Origin of the sequence: Corynebacterium sp. AOP36-E1-14, from assembly GCF_052377495.1 — a bacterium.
Lineage (GTDB): Bacteria > Actinomycetota > Actinomycetes > Mycobacteriales > Mycobacteriaceae > Corynebacterium.
The window spans coordinates 37,586-54,520 of record NZ_JBQSWV010000001.1; the positions used below are offsets into that span (position 1 = coordinate 37,586).

Here is a 16,935-nt window from a genome sequence, read left to right on the forward strand (position 1 = left end):
TCAGTCCACGTCCCCGGACTCGTCGGTGTTCCCCACGCCCCAGCGCCCGTAGGCCTCCAGATATCCGGCGGCCCGCTCGGCCTGGGGCGCTTTCGCCGCCCACTCGTGGAACTCGGGGCCGTGGTCCGGGATCCAGGTGTGCACCAGTTCGTGGATGATCACCGAGTCCAGGACGTAGCCGGGTACCTCCTTGAGGCGGTCGGACACCCGGATCCTGCCTGAGTCCACCGAACAGCTCGCCCACCGGCGCGACATGTTGCCCACCCAGCGCACGCTGCGGAACTCCGCCCTGCCCTCCAGGTACTTGTCGTTGAGTTCGGCGGCGCGCAGCAGCAGATCGTCGTCGGACGCCTGCCCGGCGGCGGCGCTGTTGCGGCGGCGCACCCGGTCGACGAGGTCGCTGGTGCTGCGCCGCAGGTTCGCCGCGTCCATCGACATGGGGGCCAGGACGATCACCCGGCCGCGCTCCATGCGTCCGGCGATGGTGCGTTCCCGGCGTGCCGACAGCCGGATCTCGACGTCCGGGGCGAAGTCGTCGACGACCTCGAGCTGTGCCCTGGTCGGGGTCCGTCGCCGTCCTGCCATGGTCCACCTTCCGCGGTGTCGTCGACCCGCTGCACAGTGCGGGAACGCGGGCTACACTGTGCATGTCGGGAGCTTGTGTGCTAGTCAGGGGGATTTTACATGACGTCGACCGTGCTCGGGGGTGCCAGCGTGGTGATGCTGCGTGAGGCGACCTCGTTGATCCTGCGTTCGCCCCGCCACCTCCAGTTCGGGACGGTGCCGTCGCACTCCCTCGTCCTGGCCGTGCCGGACGGGGTCTCGGCGAACCAGGTGATGCTGGTGCTGCGTGAGGCCAGGCGGCCCGTGGAGTCCGCCGACCTGGCCACGCGGCTGGGGCACTGCGGATTCAGCCCGGAGCACGCCGACGGCATCCTCGACGACCTGCGGACCGCCGAGCTGTTGCGTCCGGTTCCACCGACCGGTGCCGCCACCGTGCACGTCACCGGGACGACCGGGATGAGCGGTGCCCTGCTGCAGGAGCTGATGCGCTGCGGTGTCACGGCTGCTCCCGTCACCCCGGGCGCACCCGCGTTCGGGCGCCTGTCGGGCAGGTCACTGGTGGTGCTGGCAGGGCAGCTCTTCCCACCGCAGGACGTGACCCACCGTCTGATGGAGCAGGGTGTGCCGCACCTGCCCTGCGGAGTATTGGACGGGCAGGTGGTGATCGGACCACTGGTGCAACCCGGAACAACCCCCTGTCTGACCTGTATCGACACCCAGATGCTCGCGGAGGATCCGGAGTGGCGGCTCGTCCGCGCCCAGGCGCCCGTCGGCGAGGGCCGGACGGCGTCGTCGATGACCGGACTCGCCGCCACGGTGTTCGCCGGGATCGTGCGCGACATCCTGGGGGCACGCACGACCGGCGGTCCCGCCGCCGTGCCCGCCGTCCGGCGTTTCCTCGACCCGGTGAGCTTGGACGTCACCGAGATGCGTCCGGTGCAGGTGCCGGGGTGCCCGTCCTGTCAGGCCGCGCTCAGCGGAAGTTCCGGATGATCCCGAGGACGTCCTCGCCGAACTGTTCGACCTTCATCGGGCCGATGCCCGGCACCTGCACGAGCTCCTGGGGTGTCGTCGGTGCGCGGTGGCACACCGCGCGCAGCGTCGCGTCACTCATCACCACGTAGGCCGGGACGTCCCGCGCACGAGCGGTGGCGCTGCGCCACGAGCGCAGTTCGGCGACGAGCACCTGGTCGACGTCACCGGCGTGCGCCTCGCACAACCCCAGGATTCGCTGCTCCGGGGTGGTCAACCGGGTGCCGCAGGTGGTGCAGGAGTCGCTCGGCTTGGACTTCTGACCCGACTTCTTCTGCCCCGCCGACTGGGCGGCCTGTGCCGCGGCGCGTTCCTTCTCCCAGGGCACCATGCCGTCGAGGAACCGGGTGCGCCGCCGGGTGGCCTTGCCACCGGGCTGGCGGGCCTGCGACCAGGACAGGTGCAGGTGTTCACGGGCACGGGTGACACCGACGTACAGCAGCCGGCGTTCCTCCTCCACCGCGTCCTCGGCGTGCGCGCCCTTGAGCGCGTGCCGGATCGGCAGGGTGCCGTCGACCAGGCCGACGAGGAACACCGCGTCCCACTCCAGACCCTTCGCTGCGTGGATGCTGGCCAGGGTGACGCCCTGCAACCGGGGCGGGTTCTTCGCCTGCGCCCGCTCCTTGAGCAGCCCCATCAGCGCCGGCAGGTCCAGCCCCGGGGAGGTGGCGGACAGTTCGGCGGCGAGGTCGGCCAGGGCGTTCAGGGACTGCCAGCGCTGACGTTCCTGGGCGCCGTCGGGTTCGGACGGAGTCAGACCGACGGGCAGCAGCACCGCGCGCACCTGGTCGACGAGGTTGCCCTGCGGCTCGTCGACGCGGGGCGCCGCGTCCTCTCCTGCCGACCCTGCCGAACGTGCACGCGCCTGCACCTGCCGGGCCGCCTGGCCCAGGGCCTGCACCGCCTGACGGATCTCGGCGCGCTGGAAGAAGCCGTCGCCGCCCTTGACCTGGTAGGCGATGCCCGCCTGGTCCAGGGCGTACTCGAAGGCCGCGGACTGGGCGTTGATGCGGTAGAGCACCGCGATCTCGGCGGCCGGCACACCGTGTGCCAGCAGGTCGCCGATGCGCCGGGCCACCTCCGCGGCCTCCACGGTCTCGTCGGGGAACTCGGAGAACTCCGGGTCCGGACCATCCGGACGCTGGCCCTCCAGGGTCAGCCGTGTGCCTGCGGCCCGCCCCTTCGCCTGCCCGATGACCCGGTTGGCCAGGTCCACGACCTGCGGGGTCGACCGGTAGTCGCGGTGCAGGCGCACGGTGGTGGACGAGGGGAACCTCGTGGAGAACCGCAGCAGGTGGTCCGGGGTCGCACCGTTGAAGGAGTAGATCGTCTGGTTGGCGTCGCCGACCACGGTGAGGTCGTCCCGGTCGCCGAGCCAGGCGTCCAGCAGCCGCTGCTGCAGCGGCGTCACGTCCTGGTACTCGTCGACGACGAAGGTGCGGTAACGCTCCCGGAACTCGTCGGCGATGCCCACCTCGGACTCCAGCAGGCCGGCCATCGACTGCAGCAGGTCGTCGAAGTCGAGCAGCACCCGGTCCGGGGAGGCCTTGGCCTGCTCGTAGCCCTCGAAGATCTTCACGAACTTCTCCGGGTCCACCGGGCAGTCCCGCCTGTCCGGCCCGATGTGCGCCGGGTAGGCCGTCGGCGCGATGAGGGAGGCCTTCGCCCACTCGATCTCGCCGAGCAGGTCGGCCAGCAGGGTGCGGTCGGGTTCCAGCCCCACCGCGCGGGTCACGCGGGCGACCAGCGGGAACTTGGAGTCCAGCAGCTCCCAGGGGGTGTCGCCCATGACCTTCGGCCAGAAGTAGCGCAGCTGCTGCATCGCCGCGGCGTGGAACGTGCGGGCCTGCACCCGGGCCACGCCCATCATGGTGAGGCGCTCGCGCAGCTCCGCCGCGGCGCGGTTGGTGAAGGTCACCGCCAGCACGTGGTCGGGATTCACGAACCCGCCGGACACCAGGTGGGCGATGCGGTGGGTGATCGTCCTGGTCTTACCGGTGCCGGCACCGGCGATGATGCTCACCGGGCCTCGCGGCGCGGTGGCCGCCCGGAGCTGCTCGGGGTCGAGTGCGTCCAGGTTCAGCTGGTCGAGTCGTCCTGACACGGGTCTAGGTTCGCCTCCGTCGGGGATGGGTGTTCACGTCAGTTGTCGTCCGCCCCGCCGGTGATCCGACGGATGTAGAGCAGCCGGTCGCCGGGTTCCACGGTCTCCGCCTCGGAGGAGTCCACGCGGTAGAGCACGCCGGAGCGCACCACCCCGAGCACGATGTCCTCGAGGTTACGTGGGTTGCCGCCGACCTCGTCCTCCCCCACCGCACGTTCGGCCACGGAGAAGCCCTCGTCCGGGCTGAGCAGGTCCTCCATCATGCCGGTCACCGAGGGGCTCACCGTGGCCAGCCCGAGCATCCGCCCGGCGGTCTCCGAGGAGACCACGACCGAGTCCGCGCCGGACTGGCGCAGCAGGTGGGAGTTCTCCGACTCGCGGACGGACGCCACGATCGTCGCCGAGGCGGCGATCTCACGCACCGACAGGGTGATCAGGACCGCGGTGTCGTCCTGGTTCGGGGCGACGACGACCGCGCGGGCGCGGGTGACCCCGGCGAGTTTCAGGACGTCCGACCTGGTCGCCTGCCCGCGTACGGTGACCAGCCCGCGCGAGGACGCGTGGGTGAGCGCCTCGGGGTCGGAGTCGACGACCACGATCTGGGAGGACGGGACGCCGTCGGCGAGCAGGGCGGTCGTCGCCGCGCGCCCCTTGGTGCCGTAGCCGATGACGACGGTGTGGTTGCGCATGTGCCTTCTCCATCGACGGATCTGCAGGGTCTTGCGGGACTCCTCGGTGAGCACCGAGAGCGTGGTGCCGACCAGCAGGATCAGGAAGATCACCCGCATGGGGGTGATGACCAGGATGTTGACCAGCCGGGCGGACTGGGTGACCGGGGTGATGTCACCGTAACCGGTGGTGGACAGCGACACGGCCGAATAGTAGACCGCGTCGAGGAACGTGACCACACCGGTGTAGCCGTCGCGGTCGACGTAGACCACCGCCGAGGAGAAGAAGATCAACGCCAGGGCGTAGAGCATCCGCCTGCTGATCAGCCACCACGGGCTCACCGGCGCACTCGCCGGGATGTTGACGATCTTGATCAACGAGCGGGGCGGGAGCGCGTCGATGTCCGAGTCGGTGCGGAAGCGGTCCCTGAGTCGGTCCCTCACTGCCCGTCCCCTTCCCTTTCACGGCCGATCAGCGCAGCCAGTTCAGCTGATGTCGGCAGTGTACCCGGTTCATAGGTCTCGTTGGACAGCACGTAGTGGAATGCCGCGCGCACCGACTCCGGGCCGACGTGTCGTCCCAGCCGCGCGGTCTGCACCTTCGCCCAGGCCAGACGGTACACCGCGAGCTGCAGCTCGGCGGAGGCGAGTTCGGCACCGCCGGGTTTGCGCCCGGTCTTCCAGTCGACGACCACCCAGCCGTCTGTGTCTTTCGGGCCGTCCCTGAAGACCGCGTCGATGCGTCCCTCGAAGACGTGCCCGGCCAGCGTGACCGAGTACGCCCCCTCCACGCTCTCAGGCATCCGGTCGGCCCACCGGCTGTCGAGGAAGCGCTGCTTGAGGTGCTCCAGCGCCGGGTCGGTCAGCGTCGCGTCCGCGGCACCGGGCAGTTCGTCCTCGTCGATGAGACTGGCGGAGCCGTAGTGGCGCTCCACCCAGTTGTGGAAGGCCGTGCCGCGTTTGGTGTAGGGGCGCGGTTCCATCGGCACCGGACGCCGCCGGCGTCGGGCGAACTCGGCGCGGTCGCGCGACAGCGACACCGCCTCGGTGGCGGTGAGCCGCGCACCCAACGGCACGACGACCTCCGGGACGGCCGCGGCGAGGTACTCGTCGATCAGCACGCCGGTCTCCTGGTCCCACTGGTCGGCGAGCGTGCCCTTGTCGGCGGACGGCCCCGCCCCAGCCGCTGCTTCCGCGGCGCGCACGCGACGGATGCCGTCGACCACCGCCGCCGCACCGTCCTGCGAGGGGTCGGTGAGGGTGGGGCGCGGCCACACCGCCGTCGGCGCCTCGGGCAGGACGCGCTGGTAGTCGGCGACCAGGTCGTTGCGCGCCGCCGGGTTCTCCGGCACCATCACCTGGTCCTCGCGGTGGTGCGGGCCCTTCTCCAGGCGCGCGAGCTCGGTCTTGGAGTACTCCATGCCCAGCGTCGACCAGGTGACGATCGACGCGGGGTCCGCCGCGCCGTCGGCGCTGACACGGTCGCGCAGCAGGGTCAGCGCCACGGACGGGTCCACGGGTTTCTTGTCGGCGTTGTTGAACGCCGCGCCGCTGACGAGCAGCACCTGCTCGCTGCGGGTGACGGCGACGTAAAACAGCCGGTCGTCCTCCCGGGCCCCGTGTTCGCCGAGTTCGACCTTGAACCGGTCCTGCGCCTCGACCACGCCCTTGCGGTCCTCGACGTCGCTGAGGTCCAGGACCGGGGCGCCGGACGTGTCGGCGGCGCCTCCCTGCCGGACGGAGGCCGGTTCGGCGGCGTCGCCGCGCAGGCCGGACGGCAGTAGGCGCGCGTTGGTCGTCCAGGACGACACTCCGGGGCGTTTCACCGCGTCGGCGTAGGTCTTGCGCGTGGCGTGGGGCACCGCCACGATCTCCCACTCCAGGCCCTTGGCCTTGTGCACGGTGAGCAGCTGCACGCAGTCGGTGCGCACGTCGACCTCACCGGGGTCCAGGCCCTTCTCCCTGGCAGAGGCCGAACGCAGGTAGTCCACCAGGGCGCCGGGGCTGGACGCGCTGAGTTCGGAGAAGGAGCGTACGACCTCGGCGAACTTGTCCAGGTGGCTGGTGCCGATCGAGCGGTCGGGGTTGCGGTGGTAGCGGGTGAGGACCTCGGTGCGCACCCCGGTCATGTTCTCGATGTCGGCGACGAGGTCGGTCAGCGGCTTCGACATGGAGTGCCGACGCAGGAAGCGCAGTTCGCGGCCGAGTTCCCCGAGACGGCGCACACCGTCGGCGGACATGCCGTAGTTCTCCATGCCGCGCAGGTCGGCCAGTGCCTCGGCCAGGCCGACGGACACCCGGTTGGCGTCGACGTCGATCTCGGCGAGCCGTCGGCGCACCGTGGCCAGCGCCGCCGGGTCGCCCTCACGGTCGGCGACCAGGGCGGTGAGCCCGGCCGGACCGTCAGTCTCGTCCATACCGTCGGACGCCTCTGCCTTCCCGTCGCGGCGCGAGAGCTGGTCCACGCGGTGTGCCAGGGCGAGCAGGTCGGCGGCGCCGATGTTCCAGCGCACCCCGGTGACCAGGCGGAGCAGGGCGATGTCGTCGGCGGGGTCGACGAGCACGCGCAGGGTGGCGAAGACGTCGGCGACCTCGGGCACGTCGAGCAGCCCGGGCCCGGCGGTCATGTCGACGGGCACGCCGCGGGCGCGCAGCAGGTCGTGGATCGGGCGGGCGTCGGCGTTCTTGCGCAGCAGCACCGCCGCGGAGAACGGGCGGGGACGCCGCGGGGGCCGTCCTGCTTGTGCCCCCGCCTGAGCCGCGACGTGGGAGTGGTAGCGCCCGGCGAGGTCGTCGGCGAGCCACTCGAGTTCCTGTTCGCGGGTGTCGAACCAACCGAGGTGCACCTCACCGCTTCCCGCCCCGGGGCGGGCCGTCAGCGGGGAGACCATGGGCTTGTCGGTGTTCATCGACCAGCGCGACACCGTGTTCGCCAGGTCCAGCACGCGGGCGGGGTTGCGCCAGGAGGTCGTCAGCTCCAGTTTCGGTGCCGGGCCATCTGCGCCCGGGAAGTCGGAGCGGAAGTGGGCGAGGTTGGCCGCGGTGGCGCCACGGAAACCGTAGATCGACTGCATCGGGTCACCGACGGCGGTGACGGTGAGGCCGGGGTCGGTGCCGTCGCCGAAGAGGTTGCGTAGCAGGATGCGCTGGGCGTGGCCGGTGTCCTGGTACTCGTCGAGCATCACCACGCGGAAGCGGCGACGCTGTGACTCACCGACGCGGGCGTGGGAGTCCACCAGCTGGGCGGCCTTCGACATCTGCTGGCCGAAGGTCATCAGGTTCAGCTGGCCCAGGGTGTCGCGGTAGGCGGTGACCAGGTGCAGCAGTTCGCGCCGGTAGGTCAGGGCGTCGCTGAAGGCGTCCATCGCCGTGTCGACGCCCTTGAGCTGTTTTCCGTCCCGGTCGGGCAGCCCGTCGATCTCCGCGGCGGTGACGCGGCACTCCTCGTCGACCCGGTCGACGTCGACGAGGTGGTTGTCCATCTCGTCGGACAACTCGAGCATGTCGTCGATGATCGACGGCAGCGAGCGCGAGGTGGTGAATCCGCTCGGCCAGTCGCTGACCACGTCACGGGCGATCATCCAGCGCTCGGTGTCGGAGATGATCCGCCCGGCCGGTTCCATCGGCAGCAGCAGCCCGTACTCGCGCACCACCGAGCCGGCGTAGGCGTCGTAGGTGGAGACCGTGGGGATGATGTTGTGCAGTGCCTCGTGCCGCGGGTCGTCGGCGGGCAGGGTGTCGAGGAACCCGGAGTCGGCGAGGGTCTGCAGCCTGGCGCGGATGCGCTGGCCGAGTTCACGGGCGGCCTTGCGGGTGAAGGTCAGCCCCAGGACCTGCTCGGGGGCCACGTACCCGTTGGCCACGAGCCACACGACCCGGGCGGCCATCGTCTCGGTCTTGCCCGCGCCGGCCCCGGCGACGACGAGGGTGGGCCCGGGTTCGGCGCCGATGACGGCTGCCTGCTGCGGGGTCGGGCCGAACTGCTGGCCCAGCATCTCCGAGAGCTCGTTCGGTGGGATCACCGTTTCCTCCATCTAGGTCACCTGCTCCCCGGCCCGGCACGCCGGACACAGACACGCGTAGTCGGATGTCTCGCAGTCCTGCGAGGTGGCCTCGAACAGCGGCCCGGTCACCCGGGCGGCGGCGTCGAGCGCCAGGGCGCGGAACTCCTCAAGCTCAGCCGCACCCATCGCCGCCTGCTGCAGGACGGTGACCGTGGCGGTCTCCCGCCGCGGGTAGACCAGCATCGCGCCGTCCGGCGTGAGCCCCGGCTGCCCGTCGACCAGCAGCTGGTAGGCGGCGAGCTGGCGGCTCTCGGCGGCCTCCTTCTTCGTCTTCGCCGTCCGGCCGGTCTTGAAGTCGACCACGGTGGTGCGCCCGTCGGCGTCGGTCTCGATGCGGTCGGTGCGTCCGGCCAGGACCACCGGCACACCGGCGGCGGTGTCGCCGAGGGGACGCTCGAGCTTGCGCTCCACGGACACGGTGCGTCCCAGGCCCTCGCGCTCCTGGATCCAGGCGTGCAGCCGGTCCACGGCGTTGAGGCAACTCTCCAGCAACGGTGCCGCGGTCCACTCCGGCCCGTCCACCAGGTGGGGAACGGCGTCGGTGACGATGTCGCGGGCGTCGGCGTGGTCCAGGCCGTTGGCTAACCCCTCGGCGACGGCGTGGATGAGCACGCCGACCTTCATCGGCTCGGTGGACGCTCCCCCGGTGAGCCCGCGCAGGAAGGCCACGGTGTCGCAGCCCTCGTCGAGGGTGTCCAGGGTCGTGGGGCTGATGCGCACCGTCGGCGCCGCCTCGCCCCGGGCGACCACCGCCGGGCCTGTGGTGGACGGCTCGGCCACGCCCCACCACTGGTCCGGGTCCGCCCCGTGCACGCCGGCCTCGGCGAGGCGGGCGAGGTTGTGTGCCGCGGCGTCGCGCTCGTGCCCGGCGCGACGGGCGTCGCACACGGCGTCGCGCAGCTCGGCGACCAGCGGTTCCAGGGCCAGCACGCGCGGCAGCGCGGCGACCGGCGCGTCCTGTTGTGCGTTCTGCGGAGCGTCGGGGACGTCAGACACCTCAGCGTCATCGGAGACTGTGGTCCCTTCGCTCCCCGCGATCTCTGCGACTTCGTCGAGGAAGCGGGACGCCACGGCCGTGTCGTCGCCCGCGGAGTCCACGGCGGTGACCAGGGTGCGCCGGCTGGCACGCGACACCGCCAGCAGGAACAGCCGGCGTTCCTCCGCCAGGGCCGCGGCAGCCCGCGACACCGGCACGTCCGGCGCGATCCCACGGTCCACCAGGTCCACGAGTTCCTGCTGGCCGAACAGGCCACCCACCGTGGGCCCGGCCGGCCAACTGTCCTCCTGCACCCCGGCGACCACGACCACCGACCACTGGCGACCCGCCGCGGCGTGCGCCGGCAGGATCTCCACGGCGTCCGGACGCACCCCGCGCCGGTCACGCCCACCGGTCGGCAGCTCCTGGGAACGCACGTCGTCGAGGAAGGTCTCCAGCGTGGCCGCCGGGTTACGCTCCACCACGTCGCCCGCGAGGTCGAACAGGCTCATCGCCGCGTCGAGGTCACGGTCCGCCTGGGAGCCCAGGGTGCCGCCACGCAGCGCCTGGACCTGCAGCGAGTTCGACAGGTCGGCGGCCTGCCACACCGCCCACAGCACCTGCTCCACCGGCGAGGTCGTGGCACGCACCTCCAGGGCGGCACGCCCGGCGGCGACGACGGCGGCGACCCGGTCGACGACCTGGTGCTCACGGGGACCGAAACGGCTCGTCCAGTGCTCACGCTGCTCCGCATTGGCCTGCCCGGAGACCATCGCGGTGACCGCGTCCATCGCCCGCAGGCCCGTGCCGGCCAGCAGCGGGGCGACCGCACGCTCCACCCGGCGCAGCATCACCGGGTCCGCCCCACCGATGGGGCTCTCCACGAGCTGCTGCATCTCCACACCGGTCAGCGGACGCACCAGGGCGTCCAACGCCAGCAGGAGCACCCGCACCAGCGGCTGGTCGGCCAGCACCACGCTGGTGGGGTCGACCTTCACCGGCACACCGTGCGACAGCATCGCCCGACGCAGCACCGGGATGTCCGCCGTCGAGCGCACGATCACGGCGATGTCGTCCCACGCGACCTCGTCGAGGACGTGGGCACGACGGACCTCGTCGGTCACCGTGAGCGTGTCCGCCGTCCGCGACGGGGAGCGCCGCACCGCCAGGGCGGACGGTGCGTCCGACTGCTCCCTGCCCTGTCCCCTGCCCTGCCGCAGCGCCACCCGCGTCGGCTGCGCCGGAAGCCTGTTCTCCAACCGGTTCACCGCCGCGACCAGCTCGCCGGGAAGACGGTGCGAGCGCGACAGCACCACCCGGTGGTCCTCGTCGGCGGCGACCCCGGTGAGGAAGCTCTCGTCGGCCCCGCGGAAGTGGAACACGCACTGGTCCGGGTCGCCGGCGACGAGGCACCGGGTGCCCGGGGTCATGAACCGGGAGATGAACTGCCCGGACGCCGGGTCGAGGTTGTGCGCGTCGTCGACGAGCACCAGCCGTACCCGGTCACGGTGACGCTCGAGCACCGCCGGGTGGGCGTCGAGCTGCGCGAGCGTGGTGTGCAGCAGCTCGGAGGCGTTGAGGTTGTTCGTCGCCGACAGGGCCTGGATCTGCCCGTACTCGTGCAGGAAGTCACCGGCCGCCGTCCACATCGGCTCACGGTGGGTCTCGCCGAGTTCGCGCAGGGCGCGGGCGTCCACCCCACGCTCGGCGGCGCGCAGCAGCAGGTCGCGCAGCTGCCGGGCGAAACCGACCAGCGGCAGCGCCGGGCGCACGTCCGCCGGCCAGCTGCCCGCACCGTCCTCGGCGTGGCCACGCAGCAACGTCCTGATCTGCAGGTCGTGCTCCGCACCGGTCATCAGGCGCGGCTGCGCGGTCGTGCCGTCACCGCCACCGCTCTCCTGGGCCACCGCGCGCAGGTAGGCGAAGGCCCAGGAGTGCACCGAGCGCACCATCGTGCCGGTCGTGGCGTAGGAGTCGCGGGTGCGCAGCGCCTCGGTGACCTGGTCGCGCAGCGCCCCTGCCGCCTCCTTCGACGGGGTCAGCACCATCACGTCCTCGGCGCTGCCACCGGCGTCCAGGAAGCTGACCACCGTGTCCACCAGCAGGGAGCTCTTGCCCGTGCCGGGACCACCCAGCACCGCGTACGGCAGGGTCGTGTCCAACCGCTCGTCACCGGCGACGAGCGCGGCTGCCAGGCCGTCCCACTCCCGGGACGCACCGGTGTCCGTACCAGTGTCAGTACCGGCACCTGTCTCGAGCCGGACGTCGACGGTCCCGGCCGAGCCGATGCGACGCCGCAGCTCGGCGTCCTCCCTGGCCTCCGAGCGCGAGCGCGTGCCGGTGGCGTCCCCCATCGCTCAGCGTCCCCCCGGATCCTGCTCGCCGGAGCCGCCGGAGCCACCGGCAGCCACCGGGTCGGCGTCCGGGACCCCCGCCTGCCCGGCACGACGCACCCCGCCGACACGGGCGGAGACCACGTCACTGACCCGGGAGAGCCCCGGCCACGCCTGCGGCTGGGCCCCGGGCACCGCCGCATGGGCGAACAGGCGGAACATCACCGCGCGCAGCAGCAGCTGGTCGAAGTCCTGCAGGTGCGACCACCGCTCCAGCAGCCCGTCCTCGGCGTTCGCCCAGGCGATCGCGTCGACCACCAGCAAGGCCACCGACCAGCCCGTGGGTCGCCAGGCCGGCACGAAGTCCACGATCGCCGGGTCGGCGTAGCCGTCGTAGACGGTGCAGCCCAGGGCGTCGCCGTGGACGAGCTGGTCCGGGGCCGAGACCTCCTCGCGCAGCAGCATCAGCCCGGTGGCCTTCTCCATCGCCGCGGCCACGTCGTCACGCGGGACCACCGACAGGTCCATCACCGGCATCAGCAGGTCGGTGGGGTCGTCCGCCCAGGCGGCGGACTCCGCCACGGCGAACAGGTCCGTCTCACTCAGGTCCGACGCCGGGGCCCCGTCGCCTGACACCCGCGAGGCCATGTCCAGGAACGCCGGACGGCCCTCCCCCGCCAACGCCTCGCGCAGCGCCTCGTTGAACCGCAGGACGCTCGCCGCCGTCTCGTCGAACCGCGGTGCGCGGTGCCCCGACAGGAACGCCCGCGCCGTCCACCCGCCGACGGCGTACCGCCCGTCGGTGGAGCGCAACGGGCGGGCGACGGACACCCCGGCGGGGCGCACACGGTCCATGACCTGTGCGGTCCACGTCGCCCGGGCACGGTCCTCGGAGGGCACGAGCACCGCGCGGTCGCAGCGCCACCCGTCGCCCCACGCACCGCCGAGCTCCACCGGCGTCGCCTGGGAGACCTGGAAACCCGCCCTGATCGCCGCCGGGGGTTCGGCGGCGGGGGCGGGTGCGTTCGGAGGGTAGTTCTCGGTCATGGCTACACACTCTAACCCGCGACCCGGACAGTTCCCTGTCACCGCCCTGTCACCAGTCGAACAGCCAGGTCAGAGCCGACTTCCAAGGCAACTTCCTCAGTCGCGGACGTCCACGGCGTCGCCCTCGCTGCGCCCGTGCGGGAAGGGCCACGGGTTCGGCCGGCACGTGGAGTCACGCCCGGCCTCGCCGTACTCCGCGCCGGCGTCCAGGTCCTCCAGCTCCCCGTTGTTCAGGCTGATGGTCTGCTGCATCATCACCGGGGCCAGCACCCCGTCCTCGGGGCAGACCTGGTGGCGCGCGAAGCCCAGGCCGTGGCCGACCTCGTGGTTCACCAGGTACTGACGGTACGAGCCGAGGTCTCCCTCGAAGGTCGTGGCGCCACGCACCCAGCGCGCCGCATTCACGATCACGCGCCCGGCACCGGCGGCGGCGGCACCGGTGCGGGCGTCCGCCTCGTCGACCCCGTCGTCGGTGCCCTGGATGAAGCAGCTGGTCTCCAGGTCGATCTGACCACCGCAGATCTCGCGGGTGGTCTCCGGGGTCGCCAGCCGGATGCGCAGGTCGGGGGCCTCGCTTCCGGTCACGCTGATGTGCCGGAAGGCGAAACTGCCGTTCGAGATCCACGACCGCGGGTCCGACAGCGTGGCGTCGACGGAGGAGGCGAAGGCGTCGCCACCGCCGAACGAGGACGTGTCGAGCCCGTTCTCCACCTCCACGACGAAGCTGTAGGTGTCCGCGTCGTCACGGTCCGGGTCGCCGGCGGTCATGCCCGCCGAGCCGACACCGTGGTAGTCGCCGTCGCCGCTGCGCGTCACGTCGCCGCCCGGCGGCAGCTCGCCGACCTCGTCGGACGCCGGGGCGTCGCCCGGCACCGGGCCGTCCGGCGCGTCCTGCGTATCGGTCATCTCCCCGGTCTCCGCGGAGGCCGAGACCCCGGCGGCGGGATCGTCCCCGCCACCACCGGCGTTGTCGTCACCGCCGACACCGGCGATGACGAGTTCACACACGACCGCCACGGTGACCAGGAAGACCAGGGCGCCGACGGCACCGAGCCACCGGCGACGCCGGAGCTGCATCTGGCGGAACTCCTCGGCCTCGCGGTGCCGGTCAACCACCGATCCCCCACCCCCGTGACGGGAGTGGGGGTGGCGGGACGGTTCGGGAGGCATGGGCTCTGCTCAACCGTCCCGGATCAGATGAAACCGACGGGACGCTGGGCGGAGGAACCGACCTCCACGTAGGCGACCTGACCGCGCACGATCACGAACACCGAGCCCTTGTTGTCCTTGAGGGTCATGGTGGCTGCAGCGCCGTCCTGCCCCTCGGCGAGGAACTTCTCGACCTCTGCGACGACCTTGTCCTGCTCATCCGCGCTGGTGATGACGAGATCGCGGGGGTTGTCGACGAATCCGACCTTGATGTCCATAGGGTGCCTTCAGGCCTTTCTTTCTCTAACGCATTGCCATGACTGTAACGTGGTCCATCATAGCGACGAACCAGACGAAGACGATGGAGGGGATGAAGCCCGTGGTGCGACCTACGTTCCGGGAACTCGGAGTGGCCGCCGAGATCGCCGACGCTCTCGAGGAGGACGGGATCTCCGGGGCGTTCGCCATCCAGGAACGCACGCTCCCGCTGGCCCTGGTGGGCAAGGACCTCATCGGCCAGGCCAGGACCGGCATGGGCAAGACCCTGGGCTTCGGCATCCCGCTGATCGACCGGCTCTTCGACGACGCCGGCGTGAGCGAACTCGACGGCACCGTGCGCGGCCTCGTGGTCGTACCCACCCGCGAGCTCGGCATCCAGGTCGCCTCCGACCTCACCGCCGCCTCCCGCAACGTGCGCGTCGGTACCGACCGTCCGTTCGCGGTGACCACGATCTACGGCGGCGTTCCCTTCGAGCGCCAGATCGCCGCGCTGGACGCCGGCACCGACGTCGTCGTCGGCACGCCCGGCCGCCTGCTCGACCTCTCGCGTCAGGGCCACCTGGACCTGTCCCACGTGGAGGTCCTCGTGCTCGACGAGGCCGACGAGATGCTCGACCAGGGCTTCCTCGACGACGTGCGCGACATCATGTCGCAGACCGCCGAGCCGCGGCAGACGATGCTGTTCTCCGCGACGATGCCCGGCCCGATCGTGGCTCTGACCCGCGAGTTCATGAACCGTCCCGTGCTCATCCGCGCGGACCTCGAGGACGCGCGCGCGACCCACGTGACCACGACGCAGACGGTCTTCCAGTCCCACAAGCTCGACCGGATGAGCGTGCTGGCGCGCCTCCTGCAGGCCCCGGGGCGTGGCCGCACGATCGTCTTCGCCCGCACGAAGCGCCAGGCGGCGATCGTCGCCGGTGACCTCGCCGAGCTCGGCTTCGACGTCGGCGCTGTCCACGGTGACATGCGCCAGAAGGACCGCGAGGACTCGCTCAACGCCTTCCGCGAGGGGCGGGTGAGCGTGATGGTCGCCACCGACGTCGCCGCCCGCGGCATCGACGTCGACGACGTCACCCACGTCATCAACTACCAGGTGCCCGACGACGACAAGACCTACGTGCACCGCATCGGACGCACCGGCCGCGCAGGACGCTCCGGCGTCGCCGTCACGCTGGTCGGCTGGGACGAGGTCACCCGCTGGCGGGCGATCGACGAGACCCTCGACCTGGGACGCAACGACCCGCCGCAGTGGTTCTCCGGCTCCCCGGAGTTCCTCGCCGAGTTCTCGCTGCCCGAGGACGTCCGCGACCGCGTCGGGCCGCCGCGCAAGGTGCAGGGCGCGGCGTCCTCCACCGCACCGGCGAAGCGCCAGTCGCCGCGCAACTCCCGGGAGCGGGGCAGGGACCGGAGAGCCCGGCTGTGAGCCGAGCCCGGCCCGGTGCGCCCGCTGAACGGCGCACCCGCACCGACCTCGCGGTCACCGCACTGATCACCGTGGCGGTGCTGCTGCTGGTGGTGGGGACGTGGTTCTTCTCCGACTCCCGCGGCACCACCCACACCGACTCAGGTGCCGGGGAGGCCATCGCGCCGGCCCCTGCCGCCCAGGGCACGCCGGACCGGCTGGAGGAGATCTGGCGGACCGACTCGCTGCCCTCCGACACCGGTGAGCCGGTACTGGTGGACGGCACGGCGGTGGCACGGGGCAGCGACACCGTGCGCGGCATCTCGGTCGACGACGGCGCCGAAGGCTGGTCCTACGGCCGCGACCACGAACTGTGCGGTGTGACCGGCAACTGGGGGCGCGTGGTCGCGGTGTTCCGCGGGCCGAAGGGGTGTTCGGACGTGACCTCGCTGACCGCCTCCACCGGCCGCTACCAGGACACCCGTTCCTCACTGGGCGGACAGTCCCCGGTGTTCTTCCGCTCCCTCGACCATGTCGGCGTGCTCGACGACGAGCGGGCGGAGCTGTGGCGCTCCGACCTGGTGCGCACCGTGGAGGTCGGGCACGTGGAGACCCCCGTCGACAACGAGGCGCAGCCCCTCGACGGCTGCCGGTTCACCTCCGCGCAGACCCGCAAGGACCTGCTGGCGGTGCTGACCGACTGCGACCGGGAGGACGGCAAGGGCACGGTGAGCCTGGAGGTCGCCGACCCGGAGGAGGCGAACACCCCGGAGACCACCCACGAGTTCACCGTCCCCCCGGACGCCGAACTCGTCGGCGTGGCCCAGGAGGCCGCGGTGATCTACGTGCACGGCGACGGGACGCGCGCGTCCGACGCCGACGACTACACGGGCAGCCGCTTCCAGGTGCTGCACACCGACGGTTCCTTCGAGCAGCACCCGGCCGACCCCTCCCCCACGCTGGCGCACCTCGCCGACGGTCGGGGCGACGAACCCTTCGTCGCCGCCACCGGCGACCTGCCCCACCACATGACCTGGTTCGACGGGGAACGCCTGGTGGGCTTCGGGCCGACGAACCTGGAACCCCGCTTCACCGTGCCCGCGTTGGGCACCGGGGCGGCGATGGACGGCTCGCTGCTGGTGCCGGTGGACGACGGCGTGGCCGTGGTCGACTGGGAGGACGGTTCGGTGCAGCGCACGGTGCCGGTGGACCGCGGTCCCTACGACGGCCCGGTCAGCCTGCGCGTGCAGGGCGACGTCGTCGTCGAACAGCGCGGCGACGAGATGGTCGCGCTGCGGGCCCTGTCCTGATTCC

Annotated in this window: 11 protein-coding genes; 3 read left to right on the top strand and 8 right to left on the bottom strand. The window is 71.9% G+C overall.

Annotated features, from left to right (window positions below):
* Complete coding sequence (locus tag ACT3TD_RS00155) at positions 1–585, bottom strand: M48 metallopeptidase family protein (RefSeq protein WP_301442289.1); 585 nt, start codon at positions 583–585, stop codon at positions 1–3.
* A gap of 99 nt (positions 586–684) precedes the next feature.
* Between ACT3TD_RS00155 and ACT3TD_RS00160 the strand changes: the two genes are divergently transcribed.
* Positions 685–1,557 carry a TOMM precursor leader peptide-binding protein gene (locus ACT3TD_RS00160; protein ID WP_441579763.1) on the top strand — a complete coding sequence of 291 codons (873 nt, stop codon included), beginning with the start codon at positions 685–687 and terminating at the stop codon, positions 1,555–1,557.
* On the opposite strand, the gene ACT3TD_RS00165 is transcribed toward ACT3TD_RS00160, so the two are convergent.
* The 7 genes from ACT3TD_RS00165 to ACT3TD_RS00195 all read right to left on the bottom strand — a co-directional run bounded on the left by ACT3TD_RS00165 (position 1,538) and on the right by ACT3TD_RS00195 (position 14,215).
* The gene (locus tag ACT3TD_RS00165; RefSeq protein WP_301442291.1) at positions 1,538–3,700 is read right to left on the bottom strand and encodes an ATP-dependent DNA helicase UvrD2; all 2,163 of its coding nucleotides are present in this window, start codon (positions 3,698–3,700) and stop codon (positions 1,538–1,540) included. The two genes, ACT3TD_RS00160 and ACT3TD_RS00165, sit on opposite strands and share 20 nt — an antisense overlap.
* Before the next feature lie 38 nt (positions 3,701–3,738).
* Positions 3,739–4,812, bottom strand: coding sequence for a potassium channel family protein (locus tag ACT3TD_RS00170; protein WP_301442292.1), 1,074 nt, complete (start codon positions 4,810–4,812; stop codon positions 3,739–3,741).
* Positions 4,809–8,390, bottom strand: coding sequence for a UvrD-helicase domain-containing protein (locus tag ACT3TD_RS00175; protein ID WP_444637930.1), 3,582 nt, complete (start codon positions 8,388–8,390; stop codon positions 4,809–4,811). Before ACT3TD_RS00175 ends, ACT3TD_RS00170 begins: the two co-directional genes overlap by 4 nt.
* Before the next feature lie 12 nt (positions 8,391–8,402).
* Positions 8,403–11,762, bottom strand: a complete 3,360-nt coding sequence (locus tag ACT3TD_RS00180; protein WP_444614723.1) for a UvrD-helicase domain-containing protein — start codon at positions 11,760–11,762, stop codon at positions 8,403–8,405.
* 3 nt (positions 11,763–11,765) lie between these two features.
* Entirely contained in the window at positions 11,766–12,788 is a 1,023-nt protein-coding gene (locus tag ACT3TD_RS00185) for a TIGR02569 family protein (RefSeq protein WP_441579232.1), read from the bottom strand.
* Between the two features lie 96 nt (positions 12,789–12,884).
* A complete protein-coding gene (locus ACT3TD_RS00190; protein ID WP_301443887.1) occupies positions 12,885–13,904 on the bottom strand; it encodes a DUF3152 domain-containing protein in 1,020 nt (339 codons plus the stop codon).
* Between the two features lie 77 nt (positions 13,905–13,981).
* On the bottom strand, positions 13,982–14,215 hold the full coding sequence (locus tag ACT3TD_RS00195) for a DUF3107 domain-containing protein (RefSeq protein WP_301443886.1): 234 nt from the start codon (positions 14,213–14,215) through the stop codon (positions 13,982–13,984).
* 92 nt (positions 14,216–14,307) lie between these two features.
* Between ACT3TD_RS00195 and ACT3TD_RS00200 the strand changes: the two genes are divergently transcribed.
* The gene (locus ACT3TD_RS00200) at positions 14,308–15,642 is read left to right on the top strand and encodes a DEAD/DEAH box helicase (protein ID WP_441579241.1); all 1,335 of its coding nucleotides are present in this window, start codon (positions 14,308–14,310) and stop codon (positions 15,640–15,642) included.
* A complete protein-coding gene (locus tag ACT3TD_RS00205; protein ID WP_444614724.1) occupies positions 15,639–16,931 on the top strand; it encodes an Rv3212 family protein in 1,293 nt (430 codons plus the stop codon). Before ACT3TD_RS00200 ends, ACT3TD_RS00205 begins: the two co-directional genes overlap by 4 nt.
* Positions 16,932–16,935 lie beyond the last annotated feature (4 nt).